Raw genomic sequence first — 23,520 nt, 5'->3', positions numbered from 1 at the left:
CTTTTTGCGATGCCATGAAGCCGAAACATGCGACATCGCGTCAATCCGTCGGCAGGCGATAATTCTTGAACTGCTGGCGCAAGGTGATCTTCTGGATCTTGCCGGTGGCGGTGTGCGGAATTTCACCGACGAAGGCGACATCGTCCGGCATCCACCATTTGGCCACCTTGCCGTCCATGAAGTCGAGAATATCAGCCTTGCTCGGTTCCTTGCCCGGTTTGCGGACGACGACCAGCAGCGGCCGTTCGCCCCATTTCGAATGGTGGACGCCGATGGCTGCCGCCTCGGCGACATCGGGGTGACCGACAGCCAGGTTCTCGAGGTCGATGGTCGAAATCCATTCGCCGCCGGACTTGATGACGTCCTTGGCACGATCGGTGATCTGCATATAGCCGCCAGCGTCGATGTGGGCGACGTCGCCGGTGTCGAACCAGCCGTCCTCGTCGAACTGCTCCACGCCGGCGCCGCCATAATAGGCACGGGCAACGGCCGGCCCACGCACTTTCAGGCGGCCAAATGTCTTGCCGTCCCAGGGTTGCGCATTGTTGTCGTCGTCGGTCACCTTCATTTCGACGCCGAACGGCGGATAGCCCTGTTTCTGCTGGACATCGAGCCGGGCTTCGCCCTCAAGACCAGCATAGTCCGGCTTCAGGGTGCACAGCGTGCCGAGCGGCGACATTTCGGTCATGCCCCAGGCATGGATGACCTGGACATCGTAGTTCTGCTGAAACTTCGTCATGATCGCGCGCGGGCAGGACGAGCCGCCGATGACGACCTTATTGAGATAGGGAAGCTTCTTGCCGGTCTCCTCCAGATGCTGCAGCAGCATCATCCAGACGGTCGGCACGGCCGCACTGAAGGTCACCTTCTCGGTATCGAGCAGTTCATAGATCGAGGCGCCGTCCATCTTGCAGCCGGGCATGACCAGCTTGGCGCCGATCATCGGCCCGCTCTGGCCAAGGCCCCAGGCATTGGCGTGAAACATCGGCACGACAGGCAGGATCGTGTCGCGCGACGACAACCCCATGGCGTCGGGCATGGCAGCGATCATGGCGTGCAGCACGTTCGAACGGTGGCTGTAGACGACGCCCTTGGGATCGCCCGTGGTCCCGGAGGTGTAACACATGCCTGCGGCGGTGCTTTCGTCGAAGGTCTTCCAGGCGAAGTCGCCATCCGCCTCCTCAAGCCACTCTTCATAGGCGACCACATTTGGCAACGTCGTCTGCGGCATGTGTGCCTTGTCGGTCAGCACGATCACCTGTTTCAGCGACTTGACGGCGCCGGCGATCTTCTCGAGCAGCGGCACGAAAGTCAGGTCGACGAAGACTGCCTTGTCCTCGGCATGGTTCATGATCCAGACGATCTGCTCGGGAAACAGCCGCGGATTGAGCGTGTGGTAGATGGCGCCGATGCCCATGATGCCGTACCAGGCCTCGATGTGGCGGGCGGTGTTCCAGGCCAGCGTCGCGATGCGGTCGCCCAACCCATAGCCGTCGCGTTCCAGCCGCTGGGCGACCTTCAGAGCGCGACGATGGATGTCGGCGTAGGTGGTGCGCACGATCGGCCCTTCGATCGAGCGTGACACGATCTCGCGCACGCCATGCTGCCGCTCGGCATTGTCGATGAGCTTATGGCAAAGCAGCGGCCATTCCTGCATCAGTCCCAGCATTCGGTCCTCCCTCACGCTTTTGCGTTGTGCTTTTTGTCCCATTGTGGAGCGAACCGACGGATTGTCCAGCCGCCAATACGGCCGAGCACTGCATTGGGAACAACCGCCACAATCCGGCCATCGTCGGCGTTAAGCTTCGTTAACGGGCAAAGGGGTGCGATTGGCGACTGAAAGAGGTTCGCATGGACGCGCAGCTCGACGACAAGGCTCTCGAGAGTACGCTTGCCGAAAGTCTGGCCGATCTGGTGCCGGACACAAAGACTGTTTCCGAAGATGAATTTGTTGAAGTTGTCGGCGGCGCGCTGGAAGCGGTCGGCGGCACGTTGCTGTTCAAGATGTGCGTCCAGAACCAGGGCGAGGACCAGCACGTCGCAGCCGCGTCAGTCGGCGATGGCGGAAACCGCCAGTTCCTGCTGCTCACCTTGCCGACCGGCGGTGGTTCCCTGAAGGTCGAGACCGTATCGAGAAGCAGCAACCCGGTCGCCGGTATCGCTGCCGCCTATGCCGGTCTCATGGACGTGTTCAAGGCCGCTGCCTGACAGCTGACGACAAGTATCGAGGATATTCGGAGGCGCGATCCGGCAGTGCCGGCCTGGGGAGGTGTTTGCGTGTTGCATGGCGACGGCAGGCCTTGAACAATGCGTTTGCGCGACACATCTCAAAGTCGACGCAAGGAGAGCCGCCGCATGGATCAGATCGCCAACCCCGCACCCGGTTTCCAACGCAACCCGGACAAAATCATCACCATCGAGCCCTATGCCGGCACCGTTACCGTGCGCGCCGGAGACGTGGTCATCGCTTCAACAGCGAAGGCCAAGGTGCTGACCGAAGCTCCCTATCCGGCGGTCTTCTACATTCCGTTCGCCGACATCGATTTCGGCAAGCTTGGCCGCACCGACCACTCGACCCATTGCCCCTACAAGGGCGATGCAAGCTATTGGAGCGTGCTGCCTGCCGGCGAGACCGGCCAGAACGCCATGTGGGCCTATGAACGGCCTTTCGACGAGATGGCTGAAATCGGCAACCACGGCGCATTCTACGCCAGCAAGGTCACGATCGAAGCCAAACCGGACTGAGCCAACGCCGAAGGCATCGGGATACGCTCGGCTGGCCACTCACTCCGTGGTGCCGTTATTGCCGATGCCCTCGGCATCGTCGAGCCGCACAAAGGTCAAGCCCTTGGCCTTGAGCGCCAGCAGCCCCTGCACCACGCCTTCGCCTGCCGCATGGGTCGGCTGGTTGATGTGCGAGATAATGACGTCGCCGTCCTTGGCCGCCGCGATGCGCCGCGCGGTTTCCTTGGCGCCGAGCAAGGAGCCGCCGTCGCCGTTTATCGAGAATCCCGCGACCTTGAAGCCAAGCTTGCGGATCATGGCGATTGCCGACGGGCTGTATTCGGCGGTTGCGCCACGAAACCATTTCGGCGCCGGCTCGCCGGTCCCGGCAAGAGCGGCGGCCCCCGATTCGACCTCGGCCAGCACCGCATCCGGGCTGCCGGCGCTGCGGATGCCGTAGATTTTCCGCGGCGTGTCGACCGCCGGGATGTGGTGACCGCCGTGATTTTCCAGTTCGAACAGATCGGGATGCGCCCGCATGATCTCGACGGCGGCGGCGTTCCGCTTCAGCCAGATGCCGGTCACGAAAATGGTGGCGGGGATCTTGTTGTCCACCAGCGCCGAAAGGATCCGGCTGTCGGTCTGTCCGCCGCAGGCATCGAGCGTGAGTGCCACACGGCCGGCGCCGCTCGCCTGCGGCCTGATGTGCAGCGTCGGCTCGACGAGCGGCGCGGCATGGCCGGCGGATGCCATCGCCAACGACATGGCGATCATCCAGAGATTTTTTTGCAGCAGGCGCATCAAACCGATTTCCTGACCCGTCATTTCAAGCAGGCATCCCAAAGACCCGCATGAAGGCGGAAATCAGGATGATGCATAGCAGAAAAGCGCTCCACGCGACAATGTGACCGTTCCTGCGGCGAACGTGTCTTCTACCGCGTCGAGAGTCGTGCATGCGACCCATGATCTCAGATGACGCGTTCCAGCTGCATTTCGGTGCGCGAAAGAACCTCGCGCACCGCGTCGACCACAGGCTTGACTTCCAGGCCCCAGACGCAGCATGCCTTCCTGGGATCCGGCGCGCGGCAAAGGTCCTCGGCCATGCAGGCGCAAGGCATCGGCGGCTGGAGCGAGATGCTGGGCACGCCGACGGGACCCCAGCGCGACGGCTCCGTCAGACCGAACAGCCCGACAACCGGGGTCCCAGTGGCTGCCGCCATGTGCATCGGGCCGCTCTCATTGCCGAGAAACAGCCGGGCCTGTTTCAGCACCGCCAGCAGGCTTCCAAGCGACAGGTCACCGACGAGATTGACGACCGGCGGCGCGGTCCTGGCGACGATGCGTTCGGCGATCTCGCGCTCGTCCGGGCCGCCCACCAGCACGACGTCCAGGCCGGTCTCGCCGGCAATCTCGACGATCGCTGCTGCAAACCGCTCCGGCTGCCAACGTCGCCCCTCGAAGCTTGCACCCGCATGCACGGCGATGAAGGCATTTGGCCGCAGATGGTGCTTATCCAGCAGCGCCAATGCTTTCGCCGTCTCCAATGGCAGCGGCTGAAGGTTCGGAATCACCGTGCGAAGTTCAATGCCGAGCGCTTCGAGCGGCGAGAGGTAGCGGTACAGGAAATGCTGGCCATCAAAGCCGTAGGGCTTGGCAAGGACGTTGGCGGGCTGCCGCTCCAGCATACGCAAGGGTCTTTCGGAAGGATTGTATCCGACACGGGTCTTTGCGTGGACGAGCCCGGTGAGGATGCGCGACGTCTTCGAATCGGTCAGGTCGATGGTCAGGTCGAAGCGGAAGCGGCGCAACGCCCGCACCATGGCATAGAGCTCCTTCCCTCGCTCCAAGGGGGTGCCGCGCATGCGGTCGCGCCTGAATGCGACCACCTCGGAAGCGATACCATGGGCGATCACGAAGCTCTCGAAGCGGGCCTCGCACAGAAAGACGATGCTGGCGCCGGGGAATTCGAGCCGCAGGTTCTTGGCGAGCGCCGAGGCGAGGACAAGATCTCCTATGAACTTGGTTTGAATGACCAGGATCGAGCGGAGCGGCGCGGGAGAAATCTGCAGCATCTGTTTCCGGGAGCAATTTGCGGATGGCCGCAAATTGGGCAGGAACAATGTCGAGATTACGCGACGCCGCCAGCACGTTCGCGTGAATTGTCTTACAAAACGGTAAGCTGGATGGATCCTATCCTCGGCCTGCCTTCGCAACCAGCACCGCTGCCTGCGCTGCCGCCAGCCTGGCGATCGGCACGCGATAGGGCGAACAGGACACGTAGTCGAGGCCGACCTCTTCGCAAAAGCGGATCGAGGCCGGATCGCCGCCATGTTCGCCGCAGATGCCGAGCTTGATGTCGGGCCGCGTCGCCTTGCCCTTTTGCGCGGCCATGCGCACCAGTTCGCCGACGCCCTCGATGTCGAGCGAGACGAACGGGTCCTGATCGATAATGCCCTTCTGGCGGTAGGTTTCCAGGAACGAGGCCGCATCGTCGCGCGAAATGCCGAAGGTCGTCTGAGTCAGGTCGTTGGTGCCGAAGGAGAAGAATTCGGCTGATTCTGCAATGACATGCGCGCGGATGGCGGCGCGGGGAAGCTCGATCATCGTGCCAGTGAGATAGTCGATCTTGACGCCGGTTTCCTCCATGACGCTCTTGGCAACCGCATCGATGCGCGCCTTGACGTAGTCGAGCTCCTTCACCAGGCCGACGAGCGGCACCATGATCTCGGGGACCACCAGGGCGCCGGCCTTCCTGCCGGCCTCCACGGCCGCCTCGAAAATGGCCCGTGCCTGCATCTCGGCGATCTCGGGGTAGGAGACGGCCAGGCGGCAGCCACGATGGCCGAGCATCGGGTTGAACTCGTGCAGCGCCTCGGTGCGCTGCCTGAGCTTGTCGGGCGACACGTTCATGGCGGCGGCGACCTCGGCGATTTCAGCCTCGGTCTTGGGCAGGAATTCGTGCAGCGGCGGATCGAGCAGTCGGATCGTCACCGGCAGGCCGGCCATGATCTCGAACAATTCGAGGAAGTCCGAGCGCTGCATGGGCAGAAGCTTGGCGAGTGCGGCGCGCCGGTCCTTTTCGGTGTCGGCCAGGATCATCTCGCGCATGGCGACGATGCGGTCGCCGTCGAAGAACATGTGCTCCGTGCGGCAAAGCCCGATGCCTTCGGCGCCGAAGGAGCGCGCCATGCGCGCATCGAGCGGTGTTTCGGCATTGGTGCGCACCTTCATGCGCCGCGCCGCGTCCGCCCATTCCATGATGGCGGCAAAATCGCCTGACAGTTCAGGCTGCAGCATGGCAACCGCGCCCTTCAGCACCTGGCCGTTGCCGCCATCGATGGTGATGATGTCGCCTTTGCGGAAGGTCTGCCCCATCGAGAGCAGCGTGCCGGCCCTGTAGTCGACGCGCAGCGAGCCGGCACCCGAGACGCAAGGCTTGCCCATGCCGCGCGCCACCACCGCGGCGTGGCTGGTCATGCCGCCGCGCGTGGTCAGGATGCCTTCCGCCGCATGCATGCCGTGGATGTCTTCGGGACTGGTTTCGATGCGCACCAGGATCGCCTTGCGCCCTTGTGTCTTCAAGTCCTCGGCGTCAGCTGAGGAAAAGACGATCTCGCCGGTAGCGGCACCGGGCGAGGCCGGCAGTCCGATGCCGATGACGTCGCGCGCGGCCTTGGGGTCGATGGTGGGATGCAGCAACTGGTCGAGCGAGGCCGGGTCGATACGGGCAACGGCTTCCTCTTTCGTGATCAGCCTGTCGCGCGCCATCTCGACGGCAATTTTCAGCGCCGCCTTTGCGGTGCGTTTGCCGGAGCGGGTCTGCAGCATCCACAATTTGCCGCGCTCGATGGTGAATTCGAGATCCTGCATGTCGCGGTAGTGTTTCTCCAGACTATCGGAGATGGTGACGAAGGACTGGAACGCGTCAGGCATCAGCTTCTGCAGCGACGGCTTGTCCGAGCCTGCTGCGATACGCGCCGCTTCGGTGATGTTCTGCGGCGTGCGGATGCCGGCAACGACGTCCTCGCCCTGCGCGTTCACCAGGAACTCGCCATAGAGCATCTTTTCGCCGGTCGACGGGTTGCGCGTGAAGGCAACGCCGGTGGCCGAGGTTTCGCCCATATTGCCGAACACCATGGCCTGGACGTTGACCGCCGTGCCCCAGCTTTCGGGAATATCGTGCAGGCGGCGATAGGTGATGGCCCGGTTGTTCATCCAGCTCGAGAACACGGCTGATATCGCGCCCCAGAGCTGCTCATGCGGATCCTGCGGAAACGGCCTGCCAAGCTCTTCCTCGACTTTGGCCTTGTAGAGCGCGATGACGCCCTGCCATTCGAGCGCCGTCAATTCGGTGTCGAGTTCGTGCCCGAGCCCGCCCTTCTGGTCCTCCAGGATTTCCTCGAACACTTCGTGGTCGAGACCCATGACGACATCGGAATACATCTGGATGAAGCGGCGGTAGCTGTCATAGGCAAAGCGCGCATCGCCGGAATCGGCGGCCAGCGCCTCGACCGTCTCGTCGTTCAGGCCGAGATTGAGGACGGTGTCCATCATGCCGGGCATCGAGGCGCGAGCGCCGGAACGCACCGACACCAGCAGCAGTTTCGACGGGTCGCCGAACCGACGACCGGTCAGTCGGCCGATGTGATCGAGCGCGACCGCGACATCGGCTTCCAACCCGGCCGGATAAATACGGCCGTTGGCGTAGTAGGCGTTGCAGACCTCCGTGGTGATGGTGAAGCCCGGCGGCACCGGCAGCCCCAGGCTGCACATCTCGGCCAGGTTGGCGCCTTTGCCGCCCAGGAGATTCTTGTCGCTGGCACGGCCCTCCGCCGCACCATCGCCAAAGGTGAAAACCCATTTGGTCATGCATCGCTCTCCGGTTGCAGGAGATTGGAAAGATTGGCGAAACGGAAAGTTCCGCCGGTCCGTCCTTGGAGCGATATGATGCTGCAGTGCGAAAGGCAAGGCGTCGGTAAAGCCGTCCGGCCACTACAATCGATTAAGCAAAGCCGTGCCTCAGGATGCGGCAAAAAGACTTGCTATTCCGGGGATTCTGGAGTAGAACATATAGTGAACAAAGGGGTGGCTATGAAACTGTCCGGAAAACTCGACTATCTGGAAATGCCGGCGACGGGCGGGACGCTGGACCGGCTGAAGGCCTTCTACAGTTCCGCCTTTGCCTGGTCGTTCACTGACTATGGGCCGACCTATTCGGCCTTTGCCGAAGGGCTGGACGGGGGTTTTCAGGCCGAAGCCGCCGAAGCGCCATCGAAGCCGCTGCCGGTGCTGTACAGCAGGGATCTGGAGGCGACCCTCGAGGCTGTCGAAAACGCCGGCGGCACGGTCGTCAAACCGATCTTCGCGTTCCCTGGCGGCCGCCGTTTCCACTTTGCCGATCCGGCCGGCAACGAGATGGCGGTGTGGTCCGAATAGCCAGCTGGTGCCGTCTGGCGGCGTTGCTTTTGCTGCCCAAACAGGCGTTCTCACCACCATTCATGGGGCATTGTGCTTTTTGGCTGCTCTGCTAATAACGCGCCGCACAAGCGACTCTGACGGCAATTGGGGCGTCGCCAAGTGGTAAGGCATCGGTTTTTGGTACCGACATTCCCAGGTTCGAATCCTGGCGCCCCAGCCATCCCGCTCAGGTCCGTTCCGGACACTTAGGACCGAGAGTACCTTTGCGATCTTCCATGAAGCCGATCGGCTAACAGTTCGATTGTGTCATAAATTCAGATGAGCCAAAGCCATCGCGGCAAATTCAGGTCTTGCACATGATCTGGACAGTGTCGCCTTGAACATCTCCTTCTTTCCATACATAGGTCGGCCGGGTGGGTGGCGGCTCAACATGGAACTTCAATGAACCTTCCTATCTTCGCCATCAACCTCGATCGCGAGACCCAGCGCTGGAGCGAATTGCTCGCCAGCGCCGAAGCGGCAGGCCTGACCTTGCAGCGCATTGCCGCCGTCGACGGCCGTGCGCTTGCCAAAGAGGCCTGGACGGAGATCGATCTGCCAGCCGCACGCAAGCTGAGCGGGCGCGACATCCTTTCCGGCGAATATGCCTGTTACCGCAGCCATATCCAGGCGCTGGAAATGTTCGTGGCCGGTGGCAGCGCCCATGGCCTGATCGTCGAGGACGACGTCCTCTTCAGCGAAGACACCATGCGGCGCATCGAGGCCATCATCGCGGCGGTGCCGGATTTCGACGTCATCAAACTGATCAACCATCGCATCAGCTTTTTCATGCGCGCCGTCGAGACGGCGGAAGGCGACGAGATCGGTCGTGCGCTGCATGGCCCGCAAGGCTCGGCCGCCGCCTATCTGGTGACGCGGGAGGGCGCGCAGGGTCTGTTGTCGGCGCTCGCCGTCATGAAAATGCCGTGGGACGTCGCGCTCGAACGCTTTTGGGATACCGGTCTGAAGGTCTATTCGGCCCGCCAAAACGTGCTTGGCTTCGCCGCCAGCAGCGAGATCTCCGGCATAGCCGGTCCCTCGGGAAGCTACAAATCCGCAAGGTTGGGCGGGCCGAGCCGGCTACGTGCCGGGGTGTTGCGGGCCAGTGACGAGCTGCGCCGCCTGCATCACGTCCTGCTGCGGCCCCCTTTGCCGCGAGATACCCTGGACTATGCCAAGGACAACGCGCCGCGCCACAGCTTGCTTCTGTTGCTTGCGGCACTCGCCATTCTCGCCATGGTTTCCGCGGTGTGGCGCGAGGCAGACACCTACCGCTATGCGGGCCTGGCGCTGGCCCTGGTCGCGGTCATCCGCTGGTTCAGGGTGGATTTGTGGACCTACAGCAAACCACTGATCGGTTGGGTCGGCTTCCTGTGTCTGGGCTGGTCGCTCTATGTCTTCATCCGACTGGCGATCGTCTATTTCGGCACCCACCAGTTGGGTGGCGCCGAAGGCATTTACATGTTTCCGCTGTTCTATGCGACGACCGGCTTCGCCTTTCTGCTGTTTGTCAGGCAGCCCGCACGGCTGGTCCTCTGGTTCATGATCCTCAGTCTTGTCTTCCTGGCGGCGGACACCGCCTGTTCGAACATGTTTCAGGATATCCAACCGGCCCCGTGGCTTTTCAACAATCCCATCCACGCGTCGGTGGCGGCCGGTTTCATCTTCCTCTGCACGCTGCAATTCATGGCTTACACGGCCCAGAGAACGGACCTCGGGAAAGCAACCAAGAACCTTTATTGGGCGCTGTCGACAGCCGTCCTGCTGCTTGCCGTCGTCAATATCATCGAGATGCGGTCAAAGGGCGTGTGGCTTGCGCTTGCGCTTGCGCTGCTCCTGTTGACGGTCATGACCCTGGCGAGAGGCCATCGCCGCGAACTGTTGGTTTCGGGTGGCGTGCTGGCGATCGTGGCGGCCGGCATTGTCGCAACACACAACGTCTTCTCGTCCACCGCCGGCGACACCATGACCTTCGTCAAAACCCTGGTTCCGGATGTGTTCAGGCATGGCGTCCTTCCCGCATTCGACCGCGCCATCGCGAGCGATGCGGTTCCGCTTGCAGCCAAGGAAAGGCTGATGCTGTGGGCGGATGCGATCGATATCTGGAAACGCCACCCGATCTTCGGAGCCAGTTCCAGCTGGCTGACCGAGTGGGAGAACAGAACCTATCATCCCATGATCTTAAACGTCTTCCACAATGGTTATCTGGAAATTGCCGTGCGCTATGGTCTGGTCGGACTGGCGTTCTTTGCCTTTCTCTACACCTGGTCGGCCAGGCAGGTTCTGCTGGCCATGCGAGCCAAGCTTGTCGCTCCGGCCGCATGGTCCTGCTACATCTCCACACTGGTTTTCTTCGCCCTCAGCATCCTTACCAATTCCAACAACCGGCTGGCCATGGGTGAGGCCTTCATGTGGTTTGCCGCGGCGTTCGGCTTCTATTGTTTTTATGTTCGCCAGCAGAAGAACCTTGTCGCGCCGCGAACCTATTTTTAGGGCCTGCCGGCGCAGCACGTATCTGATCAGCCGGTTGCGGCCAATGCACCTTTGAGGCCCCGCTCAATTTCCCGATAATCGGGAAAGTCGATGCCAAAATCCACGGCTTATCGCCGGCAACCCGTTTGTTACGATCGACACAGATCACAGACGGGGGTTGTCACGGATATGCTGACGGACAGGCAGGCACGCGAAGCGGTGGAGCAGTACCGCGAGGAAGGATATGCGGTCGTTCGACAATTCGTCGACGGCGACGAGATGATCCGGCTGAAGAAGGAAACCGATGCGGTCTATGCCGAAGGCCTCAAGCATCACGCCACCTTCCGGCACGGCAACCTGAATTTCCAGATCCTGCCTGAATCGGACTTTGGCCAACGCTATGTGCTGCAGGCTTACTGGTTTTCCTGGATCAATTCCTATTTCGAGCAGTTCCGCCGCAATCCCGACTATCTGAAGCTGCTCGAGGGTCTGATCGGTCGCGACATAAAACAGATCGCCCAACAGCTGCACTGGAAGCCGCCTGGCGCCAATGTCACGGGTTATCGCTTCCACCAGGATCTGCGCTTTCGTAACCAGGCCGCCTTCGACAATGTCGCCGACGCCACCGTGACAACAGGCCTCGCGGTCGATCGGGCGACGCTGGACAATGGCTGCCTTCAGGTCGTGCCCGGCAGCCACAAGCTCGGCTATCTCGGCCTGTCGGACGAGGGAACCGGCGAGCTGATGAAGGGTCTGACCGCCGAAGAAGAGTTGCGCAAGGTCGGCATCGACCCGGCGACCATCGTTCCGCTGGTGCTGGAGCCGGGCGATCTTGCTTTATGGGGGCTGCTCACCGTGCACGGCTCCTCGCCCAATAGGTCACAGCACGACCGCGCCTTTGCACTGTCCAGCTATGTGCGGGCGGATACGACGCAACGTGGCGAATGGGCGTTCAGGGACGGTGTTTCGGTGCCGCTCGGCAAGACGCCGGCACTGTGCAAATACGAAAAGCTCTTCGAGGAGCCGGGACCGATGTACGACACCACCGCCTGGTGGAAATGACGCTGCCGCGTCGGGCGACGGGGGCAGCAGGGGCCTGGCGTTCGCGCCAGGCCCCGGACGGCGTTGGCCGGCAATCGGGCAGCATTTCAGGCGGTGAAGTCGGCCGACAGTTCGCGGATCAGGAAATCGACGAACGCGCGCACCTTGGCCGCAATATAGGTGCGGTGCGGATAGAGTGCGTAGATCGGGCTGGAGCCGGGGCGAAACTCATCCAGCTGCACTTCCAGCCGGCCGTCCCTGATCGCAGCGTCGACCAGCAGGCTGGGCAGATTGCCGATGCCGAAACCGGCGGTGGTCATCTGGTAGGCGGCCTCAACGCTGTTGGTCGAGATGCGCCCGCCGACAGCCGCATCGAAAGGGCCGTCTGGTCCGATGAAAGGCCATGTGCCAAGCCGCTTGGCGAAATTGCTCAGCACGCAGGAATGGCTTGCCAGCTCATCCGGGTGGACCGGGCGGCCCTTTGTGTCCCAATAATCGGGCGTGGCGCAGACATAGTTGCGAACTTCCCCAAGCCGGCGGGCAATCAAGGCGGAATCGGCCTGACCGCCGAAGCGGATGGCGACATCGTAGCCTTCCTCGACAATGCCGACGACATAACGCGCGGTGAGGTCGAACTCGATCGTGGTGAGCGGGTTCTCTTCGAGGAATTTCGGCACCAGCTTGGTTATGCGCGTGTGGCCCAGAACATTGGAGCAGGAAACCCGGATCAGGCCGCGCGTCTCCTTGTGCAGGCCGCGCGTCGAATCCTGCAGTTCGGAAATGTCGTCGAGCAGGATGCGGGCACGCGGAGCATAGTCGCGGCCCGCCTCTGTGAGGCTGAGGCGCCTTGTGGTGCGATTGATGAGCCGGACGCCGAGGTCGTCTTCCAGTTCCTTGATGGTGCGGCTGACGGCCGTCGTCGACATGTTGAGATCGCGCGCCGCCGCCGACAGGCTGCCCAGCAGGCAGACCCGATCGAACACCCGCATCGCCGTCAGAAGATTCATCTTGCCTTCCCCTCGCCGTCGCGGCCCCGCCGCCATCGGCTGCGTCTTGTAGAAAACAGCGCCCAGCAACGACGCGGCAAGGGCATTCCACCGAATTTGGGCGTAAAATCAACAATGGGAGAACCGATATGACATCCAGACCTCTTCATCCGGCGATCGGCGCATTTGCGAAAGGCGCGAAGAGCGGCGCGCTTGGCCGCCGCGAGTTCCTGGCGTTGGCCAGCGCCTTCGGCGCCAGCACGGCGATTGCCTATGGGCTCATCGGTCAACCGGTCCCGGCGCGGGCCGAGGAAGCCGCCCAACCCAGAAAGGGCGGCGTGCTGCGTGTTGCCATGCAGGTGATGGAGCTGGAAGACCCGCGCAAGTTCAAGGTTTCGCAGATGGGCAACATCGCGATGCAGTTTCTCGAACCGCTGGTGCGTTGGAAGCCGGATTTCACCTTCGAGCCGGTGCTGCTGCAGAGCTGGGAGATCAATGCGGACGCCACGGAATATGTGCTCAAGGTGCGCCCAGGGGTGAAGTGGTCGAACGGCGACGATTTCACCGCCACGGATGTCGCCTTCAACATCACGCGCTGGTGTGAGAAGGATGCCGCCGGCAACTCGATGGCGGGGCGCATGACCGCCCTGATCGATCCCGACACCAAGGTGGCGCGCACTGGTGCCATCGAAGTTCGCGACGACCACACCGTGGTCCTGAAACTGTCGCAGCCCGACATCACCATCATCCCTGCGATGACCGACTACCCGGCATTGATCGTCCACCGCACGTTCAATCCGAAGGCAGCGCCACTGTCGGCCAACCCCGTTTCCACGGGTCCGTTCGAGCTTAAAAAACTCGATGTCGGCGTTGCTGCCTCGGTGCGCAAGCGGCCGGACGGGTCCTGGTGGGGCGGCGAAGTGTTCCTCGACGGCATCGACTGGACCGACTACGGCACCGACTCGGCCGCCACCGTCTCCGCTTTCGAATCCGGTGAGATCGACCTGAACGGCCAGACGCAGTCCTATGACGTCGCCATGCTCGACAGGCTGGGCCTGAAGAAAAGCGAGATCGTCACTGCCGCCACCCTGGTCTCGCGCTGCAACGTCAATGCCAAACCCTATGACGACAAGCGCGTGCGCAACGCCATACAGCTTGCGGTCGATAACGAAGCGGTGCTGCAACTGGGCGCCGACGGCATGGGCATCGTCGCGCAGAACGATCATGTCGGACCGATGCATCCCGAACACGCCGACCTGCCGCCGATCAAACGTGATCCGGCCCGGGCCAGGGCATTGCTCGAGGAAGCCGGCCAGCTCGATTTCGAGTTCGATCTGATCTCGGTCGAAGCCGACTACCGCAAGGAAAGCTCCGATGCCGTCGCCCAGCAGATGCGCGACGCCGGCTTCAAGGTGAAACGCACCGTCATCCCGGAATCGGCGTTCTGGAACGACTGGACGAAGTATCCCTTCGCGACGACCAATTGGAACGCCCGACCGCTCGGCATCCAGACCTATGCACTTGCCTATCAGACCGGTTCGGCATGGAACGAGACGGGGTTCGCCGATCCAGACTTCGATGCCAAGGTCCACAAGGCCAATTCCATCGCCGATCCGGAGCAGCGCCGTGTGGTAATGAAGGAACTGCAGGTCATGCTGCAGGATTCCGGCATCATCGTTCAGCCTTACTGGCGAAAGCTGTTCTGCCATATGAAACCTGCCTTGATGGGCTACCAGATGCATCAGGCCTATGAGCAGGATTTCACACGGGCCTGGCTCGCCGCCTGATCGCGGACGACCCCTCCGACAGGGCGGCGCATTTTCTGGCGCCGCCCTTAGAGCAGTTCACCGTTTCACGGAAACGGCGAGCTGCTCTAACTCTTTGTTTTGAGGCAATTTTGGCCGGAAAACCGCTTCACACTTTTCCTAGAATTGCTCTAGCCTGCTCACCGGGGACGTTGCGCCGAAGCGTCGGCCTCAAGGGCGTTCGAGGGGCAGTGCGGGCTTTGTATCGGGCATGATGCGCAGACGCGCCCACACATGCCCTGCCTTGTCAGGTCGGCCGGGATTGCAGGCCGCCACACCGGACCGGCTGGCACATCAAGCGTGTGAAACATTCTGGTTTCTGCCTCTGTCATCATCTAGCTCCGGTTCATGGCTGGAGCTTACTTTTGACTGGGGGAAGCGAAACCCGCTTTCCCGGGCAACGACCTTCCCGAAAACCGGGAGAATTCGTGCTCTTGGTGCCGAGAGGGACCCGAAGCAGCAAGACGACCGCATGAGCGGTCTGCCGCACCGGGTTCTATTGCCGGATCTCGACAGGTCTCTGCCGCTCAGTTGAAGTGAATTCGCCTGCCTATTGTGCGGAACTCCAGCCTGTCTTGGACGTTAGACCCGCCATCTGAAAGATATTTCCTACCGACGCGATAGGCAGTATTACGAAGCGGGTGGGACGCCCCGAGCCACACGGCCTGTCGGATATGAAGCAATTTTGCGGTTGAGATCGCGGAACATGCAGCGTTATTTCCATCCGATCTGGAGATCTTAAATTGCCAGCTCGAATATGCTGCGTCTTTGGCAGCTGGCAATTGCTCAGCCTGGTTGCCTCACTTCGCCAATCAACAATGGATGGAAGCTCCCCGGCGGATCAGGAGCATGAGGACTATCTCCTGCTTTATGAAACGGCCGGCGTTTCCGAGCATTTCAAGACCGGTCTTGCTGAACTTGCGTCTAAAGTATGGACCTGGAGACGGATCATATGGGCGTACGACCTTCTGACGTCCGAGCGTAAATATGGGCAACTGCAAATTTTCCGGATCCATCGTCTGATCCGAGACACAATTGGTCTCGACGCGAGTTCCGTAGCTGAAATCTGGGCCTGCTTCGTTAACCGGCCGTCGGAAAAAATACTGCTGGATTCATACCCTGAAGCCAAGATCGTTTTGTATGAGGATGGCTTGACGTCATACCTTCCATTCGAGATGGCAACCATGTCACGGCCGCCGGGCACAAGGTTTCGACGACGCATCACCGCGGTCTTGATTGCAGGACTCTCTACAATTTCACCGGCGTTCCGATTGAGGAAAGCGGCCGACAGGATAGAAAGACACCATCTGAGACGGGTGACGAAGTTTTATTCTTTGCTTCACGAAATCCCCATTCACGATGCACTGGAGAACGTACCAAGATTTCAGGTCGGCGCTTCGCTGATGCGCGACGTAATAGATGAAGCCTGCAGGGATGCGCTTTCCGGCGGCGATGAACATTGCCGTGCGTCAGCCAACCCACGGATCCTGCTGCTCGGCCAGGCATTGTCGCGAAACCGCATAATGTCGTACGCGCAAGAGGCGGCGATCTATAGACGAATTGCGGAGCAGATCGTCGAGAGGGGATACGACGTCGTCTGGAAGGAACATCCCAGAATAAGCAAGCCCTTCTTCCCCGAATTGCTGGATACAGTTGGCAATGTGACGGCCGACGCCAACACCAGGATCATGGAAGCTAACCTGCCACACATATATCCGATAGAGCTTGTCGTATCCCGGATGAACATCGTTGGCTGCGTCTCCGGCACGTCAGCTGCCCTTCTTTACCTGAAGTGGCTTTACGGCATCAAAACATACACATTTGCGGAATCCCTGGTCCCCCTCATGACTGGCGCGGATATTCTAATGAGCGAAATGGTAAAAGCCCATGCGGAGCCCTTTTCAACGCTCCAATCTTTGAACGAGACGCAGAAAGGGATCCGTTGAAAGGCGGTAACCCGAACAGGTTGAACACGATCCTCGCTGTCCAAATTCGGACAAACTCGATCTGGGACATCATCGATGTCAAAGCCGCTTTCAGTCCTTCAACGAGCCACCAAGGCCGACGTTCGATCGGAGCCGTTTCCACACATCATCCTGCCTGACGCCCTTCCCCTCGATCTCTACCAGGAATTGGCCGGCACGTTTCCCGCTCCGGAAACGCTCGAAATCGATACACGCCGCAACAACACCAGGTGGGATTATGAGGCCCACCGCGTTCGGTCGAACGAAGCCGTGCCGCAAATATGGCGCGATTTTATCGCCTACCATGTATCGCAAGCATTTTTCGGCGAGGTCGCCGACCTGTTCTACGACGATATTCACAAGCTTTACCCTGATTATTACCCCAATTATGAACGCCTCAAGAATATGAAAGCGGGCACCAGGTTTAGTGACACCTATGCAACGCGCGACATACTGATGGATGCGATGCTCAGCGGGAACACGCCGGTGACCAATGCCGGATCGGTGCGGACAAGCCACATCGACAATGGCGACAAGCTATTTTCTGGCCTGTTTTATATGAGGCCGGAAGATTATGATGCCGTTGGCGGGGACCTGACAATTAGTCGTTTCCAGTCCAAATACGCCACGCTGAAAGCCAAAGCGACACTCTTCAATGATGCCTATGTCGACGACACCCATTTGGAATGCGTCGAAACAGTTCAATACGACAAGAACATTCTTGTATTGTTCATCAATTCGATTGAATCGGTCCACGGCGTCACAGTCCGCCAACCCACCAACAAATCCCGGCTTTTCGTCAATCTGGTTGGAGAAGTCGAAAAGCCATTCTACATCAAAGGAAAAAAGATACGGCCGCGCTACGTCCCGGCGCATCAAAATCAGGATGAGGCGGAACAGACCTGGCTGAAAAAGCTCAAGCAAAAATTGCGGCTTTAGAAGAACAACGCCGTCGATCCGAGTTTCAGCCTGAACTGCCAATACCGAGCCGGATTCGACTTTCCCGGCGGCCGGGCAAAGATTGGAACAGAATGAGATTTTATCCAGCCGTCGAACGGATCGCCTTTTTCGCCACGCTTGCCGCTGTTCTTGCCCTTGCACTGCTGCCTATACCCCGCCTCGAAGAGTACGGGATCGATATCGGTTTCCGTTCCGACAAGCTGAACCACGCCAGCGCCTTTGCCGTCATGACTTTCCTTGGAGGGCTCGGCTGGCCCGATCGAAAAGCAAGACTAATCGTCTTCCTGGCCATGATTGGAGCGGCGATCGAGGTCCTGCAGGGCACGGCGCTGATACGGCGCGATCTGGATGTGTTCGACTGGTTTGCCGATTGCGCCGGCATCGCATGTGGCCTCGTGGCCGTGATCTGTGTGAACTGGATCTTGCGGCGCAGAGGTTGAGCCCGCTCTCAAGCCTTATCTGCACGGCGCCGATAGCCACAGGAGTTCGCCCTCGGCTCCATTGACTCAGCGAAATCGGATTGCAACGATCCGATCCGAGAGTGAGCAATTTTTCTAACTTGGCCGGACAGATATTTTGGGCGCGGCACCCAGGAAGTGCGCCATCAGTATTGAGGGACGATGACGATCAAGATCAGGCTTCCGGGCGGTGTATTGAAGGTCAAGCAACGTCATGAGTTGCGGCGGCGGGAGCACAAGGGCGAAGTCCCGGTCTGGCAGTTTGGCAAATATTTCGTCATCTGGTGGCCCAGTACAATTCCTGATCGACCATCCAGGAGCTCGAATACTGATGAGGAACTTGAAATGAATCTTCCATCGTCTGGAGAAAGCACGTAAGCTCTATGCATCATGGCTTTGCGAATCAGATTGCCGGGGGGCACACTGAAGGTGAAGACCTACCGGGAACTGCGTGATCGCGAGCGGGATCGCAGGGTGCCTGTGCTGAAACTGGGCTCGCTCTATTTCGTCTGGTCCCCGGCCAAACATCATTCGCACAGGCACAGTCCGCGGCCCTGACATTTTTTGCCGGGCGAGAACCGCTTGCACCCTTTTCCTGAAATTGCTCCGGTGCGGCCCATTCCAGCCAGCGCGACCTGGGTCAGCTTGCCTCGCGCATGGCCTCGGCCGCCTGCAGGTCGACCGATACCAATTGGCTGACGCCCTGTTCGGCCATGGTGACGCCGAACAGCCGGTTCATGCGCGCCATGGTGATGGGATTGTGGGTGATGATGACGAAGCGCGTCTCGGTGGTGGCGGCCATTTCGTCCATCAGGTTGCAGAAGCGCTCGACATTGTGGTCGTCGAGCGGGGCGTCGACTTCGTCGAGCACGCAGATCGGCGCCGGATTGGTCAGGAACACCGCGAAGATCAGCGACATCGCCGTCAACGCCTGCTCGCCGCCCGACAGCAGCGTCATGGTCTGCGGCTTCTTGCCGGGCGGGCGGGCCAGGATTTCGAGGCCGGCCTCGAGCGGATCGTCGGATTCGATCAGCTGCAATTCCGCCGTGCCGCCGCCGAACAGATGCGAGAACAGCCGCTGGAAATGGCCGTTGACGACATCGAAGGCGGCAAGCAGCCGCTCGCGGCCTTCGCGGTTGAGGCTCTGGATCGCCTGCCTGAGCTTGCGGATCGCCTCGATGATGTCCTCGCGCTCCGACACGATCGCCTCCAGCCGGTCGGAAAGCTCCTTCTGCTCTTCCTCTGCGCGCAGATTGACGGCGCCCAGCCGTTCGCGCTCGATCTTCAGCCGGTCCAGCTGACGCTCGATCTCGGGCATCTCAGGCATCGGGCTGTCAGCCTCCAGACCGGTATGGCGAATAACCAGATGCGGCGGTGTGTTCAGCGTTTCCTGGATGCGCGCCTCGACCTCCAGCCGGCGTTCGTCGGCCGCGGTCAGCCGCTCTTCGGCGCGAACGCGGGTCTCGCGAGCCTCGGCCAGGAACTGGATGGCGCCGGTGGCGGCCTTGTCCAGTTCGGATTGCCGGTTCTCCGCTTCCTGCAGACGGTCGGCCGCCGCCTTGCGCAAGGTTTCGGCCTCGGTGAGCTGCGACAGCAGGGCGCGCCGCTTGGCGTCGATTTCATCGGGCGCATCCGCCAGCCGCTCGCGTTCGGCCTCGGCCTCGGCCTTGCGTTCGCCAAGCGAGGCGATCTGCGTCGAGGCGTTTTCGGCCCGCTCCAGCCAATTGCTGCGCTCGGCGCCAATGGCATCGAGCCGGCGCGCGCGCGCCTCGGCTTCGCGGCGCAGCCCCTCATGCACCGCACGCGCATCGGCAAGCGCGGCGCGGTCGCGCGCGACATTGGCCGAGGACTGTTCGAGCTGCAATTGCAGATCGCCAAGATCGGGCGCGTCCTGCAGCAGCATTTCCGCCTCGGCGAAGGCGGCCGAAATCTCCTCATGGCTGTCAACGATGCGGGCGCGCGCTTCATCGAGTGCTGCGCGCCGGCTCTGCAATTCGCCGCCGGCCCTCTCGGCCTCAGCCAGTGCATTGCGGGCGGCGTCCAGCCGATGCTGCGCGTCACGACCGGCCTGGCGCGTGTTGCGCTCGGCCTCGCTTGCCAGGCGGAGCGCCTGTTCGGCCTCCCCCAGCGCCTCCTCGGCCTGGCGCAGGACGAGCGTCGCCTGTATCGCCTCGGCATCGAGCTCAGCCAGCCGGTTCTTCTGCGCCAGCCGTTGCGCCGCGGCGGTCGGCGCGTCGGCACTGGCGGTAAAGCCGTCCCAGCGCCACAGCGCGCCCTCGCGGCTGACCAGCCGCTGGCCGGGAGCAAGCAGCGGCTGCAACCGGCGGCCATCGCCGGCGGCATCGACGATACCGATCTGCGCCAGGCGGCGGGCGAGCTGTGCCGGCGCGTGGACCACGCTGGCCAGGCTCTTCACGCCTTCCGGCAGAGCCGCGTCGCCGGGTTGGATCGCGCCTTCGCCCCAATGCACCGGCGCGCTGCGGTCGAGCGGCACGTCGAGGTCTTCGCCAAGGGCTGCACCCAGCGCCGTTTCGAAACCGCGATCGACGCTGATCTGCTCCAGCACGGCCGGGAAGAGATCGCCGCTGGCGGCATTGAGGATTTTTGCCAGCGTGCGCGCTTCGGTTTCGATCCTTGCCAGCTCGGCCCTGGCATCCTGAAGCGGTGGCCGGGCAGCGCTTTCGGCAGCGCGGGCATCGATGACCGACTGCTCGGCCTCGGACACGGCAGCCTCGGCCTCCTCCAGCAGCGCCATGGCCTGTTCGACCAGCACGCGCTTCTCGGCCGGATCGGGCAGGCCAGCGACCTTGGAGAGTATCTCCGACAATTCCCGGTCGACATCGGCAAGCTGACGCGCGAAGCGGTCGCGGCGCTCGGCGGTATCGCGCAGCGTCCGTTCGATCTGGTTGCGCGAGGCGGCAGCCTCGGCCCGCTCGGCAGTCAGCGCGGCGAGTTTGGCTTCGCTTTGTGAAAGCGTAGATGCCGCTTGTTCGAAAGCCGCGCGGGTGGTGGCCTCGCGCTCGGCGGCACCAGCATTTTCCGAATTGAGTGCCGCCTCTTCGGCGCGCAGGCGCTCGAGAATGTCCGCGTTGTCGCGGACCATGCGCTCCTCACGCGCGATATCGCCGTCGAGCTGCTGCAGCCGGCGCTCGAGTTCGCTCTGACGGGCGCGGATGCGGCCGGCTTCCTCTTCGATCTGCGACTTGGCGATCGAGAGGCGCTGGAAGGCAGCGGCGGCGGCGGCTTCCGCGTCGCGCAGGTCCGGCAGCCGATGGGCGCCTATGCCTTGCTCCCTGGCGGCGGCCATCTGGGCCGCGGCGCGGTCGCCGACCAGTGCCGTGGCAACCGCCAGCGCCGATCGCGCCTCGCCTTCCTGGGTTTTGGCCAGCGTCCAGCGCAGATGCAACAGCGTTGCTTCGGCCTTGCGGATATCGGCCGACAGGTTCTTGAAGCGGGAGGCCTGGCGCGCCTGGCGCTTCAGGCTTTCGATCTGGCTTTCCAGCTCGCCGACGACGTCGTCCAGTCGTTCGAGGTTCTGCTCGGCCGCCTTCAGCCGCAGTTCTGCCTCGTGGCGGCGGGTGTGCAGGCCGGAAATGCCTGCCGCCTCTTCGAGCAGGGCGCGGCGTGCCTGGGGCTTGGCCTGGATCAGTTCGCCGATGCGGCCCTGGCCGACCATCGACGGGGAACGCGCACCGGTCGACTGGTCGGCGAACAGAAGCTGCACGTCCTTGGCGCGGGCCTCCTTGCCGTTGATACGGTAAAGCGAGCCGGCCTCGCGCTCGATGCGGCGCGACACCTGCAGTTCGTCGGCATCGTTGAAGGCAGCAGGCGCCGAGCGGTCACTGTTGTCGAGGAAAAGCGTGACTTCGGCGGTGTTGCGGGCGGGCCGAGTGCCCGAGCCGGAAAAGATGACGTCGTCCATGCCGGACGCGCGCATGTTCTTGTAGGAGCTTTCGCCCATCACCCAGCGCAGCGCCTCGACAAGGTTCGACTTGCCGCAGCCATTCGGTCCGACAATGCCGGTCAGGCCGCGTTCGATGACGAACTCGCCGGGCTCGACGAAGGACTTGAAACCGAGGAGGCGAAGGCGCGAAAACTTCATTCGCGCCGCCCGCTAAGCGGATTTCGGTGGTTTTGCGAAAGGAAGTCGCGGCACGACGAGAAGCCGCGCAGGCCGAAGCGCCGCCGCCTCAGGGCTGACTGGGCGTCAGAGCAGAGGGTCGATGATGGCCGACATTTCCTCAATCGACATCGCCCCCTTGTAGGTCTTACCGTTGATGAAGAAGGTCGGTGTCGAGTCGACCTTGAATTCATTGGCGCCGCGCTTCTGGACCGATCTCACATCGTCCAGAAGTTTCTGGTCCGTCAAGCAGGCCTCGAAGGACTCCTGTGTAAAACCGGCGAGCTTCGAGATTTGCAGCAGCGCATCCTTGGTATTCTGGACGCCAACCCAGTTCGCCTGCTGCCGGAACAGGACGTCGACCATGGGGTAATAGTTATCCTTGGCGCAGCGCGCCAGCATAAAACCGGCTTCGGCGCTCGGGTCGAACGGGAATTCGCGCAGGATGTAGCGAACCTTGCCGGTGTCGATGTACTTGGTCTTCAGGTCCGGAAAGGTGGTCTCGGCGAAATGCGCGCAATGCGGGCAGGTCATCGAGGCGTATTCGACGATGGTGACCTTGGCGTCGTCCTTGCCAAGCTGCTTGTCGGGCAGCGCGCCAGGCTTCATCAGTTCCGTCATGTCCACGGTGCCCTGGGCTTCCGGCGCGGTGGCGGCGGCCGGCGTGGCCGGCTTTGCGGGAGCGGCCGGCTCAGCGGGCTTCACATTCGCAGCCTTCGCCTCCTCGCCAGAGTCGCTGCAGGCCGCGAGCAGGGCCACCGCCGGAATGGCGGCCAGCGAAGACAGGACGTTTCTGCGAGACAAGCTTTGGCCAAACGGGGGACGGTTCATACGAATCACCTGACAAGGGTTGGATTTTGCAATGCAAAGACACGAAAAGGCGAGAGTTGGCGCGAATTAAGGCATCTCGATCCCCAATCCAATCGCGAAACCTGACAAGGGCGATCACGAAAGCGAGATATTGACGACGAATCCATGACTTTCTTCAAGACGCCTATGATTTTCTCTCCCCAATAATGGTCGCGCCAAGTTTCTCCAGCGAGGCGCGCAGTCCTTCATTATCGACCAGGCCGACAGTCCCCGACAATTTCGTCTTCTCAGCCGCGGTCAGCGGTCTCAGGGCCGGTCTGCGCTTTCCTTTGTCGGCTGTCACCGGCTTCTGCAGGATCCGGATGCGGTTGATGGCGGTGAAGCCGAGGAAGGCGTTGACCCGGTTGATGATCTCGCCCGTCTCGTGCTGCAGATGAAGTGCCGCCATGCCTTCGCAGGCAATGACCAGCACGGCCGGCTCGAACGGATCGTCCTCATGCATACGGCGCGGCCACTGGATTTTTTCGGGACGCGAGTGGCTGGCCAGCCGTGGACCAGCGATCTCGTCCCATGACTGGACGAGGCCGATCGAAATGCCGGCCCGCTTGCGCAGCACCGGATCGAGGATCCTGGTCGCGAGATCGCTGACCGGGACGGGATTGCCGTAGGGCGTTCTCCCTGCCATGTACGTCCTCCAGCGACGACCCAGCAGATACCGGCCAG

18 protein-coding genes and 1 tRNA gene are annotated in these 23,520 nt (G+C 61.8%); 11 read left to right on the top strand and 8 right to left on the bottom strand.

Annotation, left to right across the window (positions count from 1 at the left end; all coding sequences use genetic code 11):
* Nucleotides 1-40: 40 nt before the first annotated feature.
* A complete protein-coding gene (locus P3C39_RS15740) occupies nt 41-1,669 on the bottom strand; it encodes a fatty-acid--CoA ligase (RefSeq protein ID WP_275953715.1) in 1,629 nt (542 codons plus the stop codon).
* Nucleotides 1,670-1,851: 182 nt separating this feature from the next.
* Here P3C39_RS15740 and P3C39_RS15735 point away from each other — a divergent pair, with 182 nt between their 5' ends.
* Nucleotides 1,852-2,208 (top strand): hypothetical protein, encoded by a 357-nt coding sequence (locus tag P3C39_RS15735; RefSeq protein ID WP_013532740.1) that lies wholly within the window; start codon nt 1,852-1,854, stop codon nt 2,206-2,208.
* A 147-nt stretch (nt 2,209-2,355) separates the two neighbouring features.
* Nucleotides 2,356-2,745 (top strand): DUF427 domain-containing protein, encoded by a 390-nt coding sequence (locus P3C39_RS15730; protein ID WP_275953717.1) that lies wholly within the window; start codon nt 2,356-2,358, stop codon nt 2,743-2,745.
* 39 nt (nt 2,746-2,784) lie between these two features.
* Here the strand turns inward: P3C39_RS15730 and P3C39_RS15725 are convergent, their stop codons facing one another.
* The 3 genes from P3C39_RS15725 to ppdK all read right to left on the bottom strand — a co-directional run bounded on the left by P3C39_RS15725 (nt 2,785) and on the right by ppdK (nt 7,593).
* A complete protein-coding gene (locus tag P3C39_RS15725) occupies nt 2,785-3,525 on the bottom strand; it encodes a polysaccharide deacetylase family protein (RefSeq protein WP_013532742.1) in 741 nt (246 codons plus the stop codon).
* 167 nt (nt 3,526-3,692) lie between these two features.
* Nucleotides 3,693-4,796 carry a glycosyltransferase family 9 protein gene (locus P3C39_RS15720; protein ID WP_275953718.1) on the bottom strand — a complete coding sequence of 368 codons (1,104 nt, stop codon included), beginning with the start codon at nt 4,794-4,796 and terminating at the stop codon, nt 3,693-3,695.
* A 118-nt stretch (nt 4,797-4,914) separates the two neighbouring features.
* A complete protein-coding gene (ppdK, locus tag P3C39_RS15715; RefSeq protein WP_275953719.1) occupies nt 4,915-7,593 on the bottom strand; it encodes a pyruvate, phosphate dikinase in 2,679 nt (892 codons plus the stop codon).
* Nucleotides 7,594-7,815: 222 nt separating this feature from the next.
* On the opposite strand from ppdK, the gene P3C39_RS15710 reads away from it, so the two are divergent.
* The 4 genes from P3C39_RS15710 to P3C39_RS15695 all read left to right on the top strand — a co-directional run bounded on the left by P3C39_RS15710 (nt 7,816) and on the right by P3C39_RS15695 (nt 11,715).
* Nucleotides 7,816-8,160, top strand: a complete 345-nt coding sequence (locus P3C39_RS15710; RefSeq protein WP_275953721.1) for a VOC family protein — start codon at nt 7,816-7,818, stop codon at nt 8,158-8,160.
* A 127-nt stretch (nt 8,161-8,287) separates the two neighbouring features.
* A tRNA-Gln gene (locus P3C39_RS15705) sits at nt 8,288-8,362 on the top strand.
* A gap of 221 nt (nt 8,363-8,583) precedes the next feature.
* Nucleotides 8,584-10,674, top strand: a complete 2,091-nt coding sequence (locus P3C39_RS15700) for an O-antigen ligase family protein (RefSeq protein WP_275953722.1) — start codon at nt 8,584-8,586, stop codon at nt 10,672-10,674.
* Between the two features lie 168 nt (nt 10,675-10,842).
* Nucleotides 10,843-11,715, top strand: a complete 873-nt coding sequence (locus P3C39_RS15695) for a phytanoyl-CoA dioxygenase family protein (protein ID WP_024503632.1) — start codon at nt 10,843-10,845, stop codon at nt 11,713-11,715.
* 86 nt (nt 11,716-11,801) lie between these two features.
* Here P3C39_RS15695 and P3C39_RS15690 read toward each other — a convergent pair whose 3' ends face one another.
* On the bottom strand, nt 11,802-12,701 hold the full coding sequence (locus P3C39_RS15690) for a LysR family transcriptional regulator (RefSeq protein ID WP_275953723.1): 900 nt from the start codon (nt 12,699-12,701) through the stop codon (nt 11,802-11,804).
* Nucleotides 12,702-12,829: 128 nt separating this feature from the next.
* Between P3C39_RS15690 and P3C39_RS15685 the strand changes: the two genes are divergently transcribed.
* The 5 genes from P3C39_RS15685 (at nt 12,830) to P3C39_RS15665 (ending at nt 18,245) form a co-directional block, all read left to right on the top strand.
* Nucleotides 12,830-14,467, top strand: a complete 1,638-nt coding sequence (locus P3C39_RS15685; RefSeq protein ID WP_224674080.1) for an ABC transporter substrate-binding protein — start codon at nt 12,830-12,832, stop codon at nt 14,465-14,467.
* A gap of 761 nt (nt 14,468-15,228) precedes the next feature.
* The gene (locus tag P3C39_RS15680) at nt 15,229-16,431 is read left to right on the top strand and encodes an alpha-2,8-polysialyltransferase family protein (protein ID WP_244506925.1); all 1,203 of its coding nucleotides are present in this window, start codon (nt 15,229-15,231) and stop codon (nt 16,429-16,431) included.
* A gap of 75 nt (nt 16,432-16,506) precedes the next feature.
* On the top strand, nt 16,507-17,388 hold the full coding sequence (locus P3C39_RS15675) for a hypothetical protein (RefSeq protein ID WP_275953724.1): 882 nt from the start codon (nt 16,507-16,509) through the stop codon (nt 17,386-17,388).
* Between the two features lie 92 nt (nt 17,389-17,480).
* Nucleotides 17,481-17,849, top strand: a complete 369-nt coding sequence (locus P3C39_RS15670; protein ID WP_013532752.1) for a hypothetical protein — start codon at nt 17,481-17,483, stop codon at nt 17,847-17,849.
* Between the two features lie 180 nt (nt 17,850-18,029).
* Nucleotides 18,030-18,245 carry a hypothetical protein gene (locus P3C39_RS15665; protein ID WP_127365665.1) on the top strand — a complete coding sequence of 72 codons (216 nt, stop codon included), beginning with the start codon at nt 18,030-18,032 and terminating at the stop codon, nt 18,243-18,245.
* Nucleotides 18,246-18,507: 262 nt separating this feature from the next.
* Here P3C39_RS15665 and smc read toward each other — a convergent pair whose 3' ends face one another.
* The 3 genes from smc to P3C39_RS15650 form a co-directional block, all read right to left on the bottom strand.
* Nucleotides 18,508-21,969: a chromosome segregation protein SMC gene (gene smc, locus P3C39_RS15660; RefSeq protein ID WP_275953726.1), complete on the bottom strand. Its 3,462-nt coding sequence runs from the start codon at nt 21,967-21,969 to the stop codon at nt 18,508-18,510.
* Between the two features lie 105 nt (nt 21,970-22,074).
* Nucleotides 22,075-22,818: a DsbA family protein gene (locus tag P3C39_RS15655; protein ID WP_013532754.1), complete on the bottom strand. Its 744-nt coding sequence runs from the start codon at nt 22,816-22,818 to the stop codon at nt 22,075-22,077.
* A 163-nt stretch (nt 22,819-22,981) separates the two neighbouring features.
* The gene (locus tag P3C39_RS15650; protein ID WP_013532755.1) at nt 22,982-23,482 is read right to left on the bottom strand and encodes a DUF721 domain-containing protein; all 501 of its coding nucleotides are present in this window, start codon (nt 23,480-23,482) and stop codon (nt 22,982-22,984) included.
* Nucleotides 23,483-23,520: the final 38 nt, after the last annotated feature.

It is taken from the genome of Mesorhizobium sp. XAP4 (assembly GCF_029269325.1).
Lineage (GTDB): Bacteria > Pseudomonadota > Alphaproteobacteria > Rhizobiales > Rhizobiaceae > Mesorhizobium > Mesorhizobium ciceri.
The sequence above is the reverse complement of the archived record's forward strand: the minus strand, read 5'-3'. Positions and strand labels throughout refer to the sequence as shown.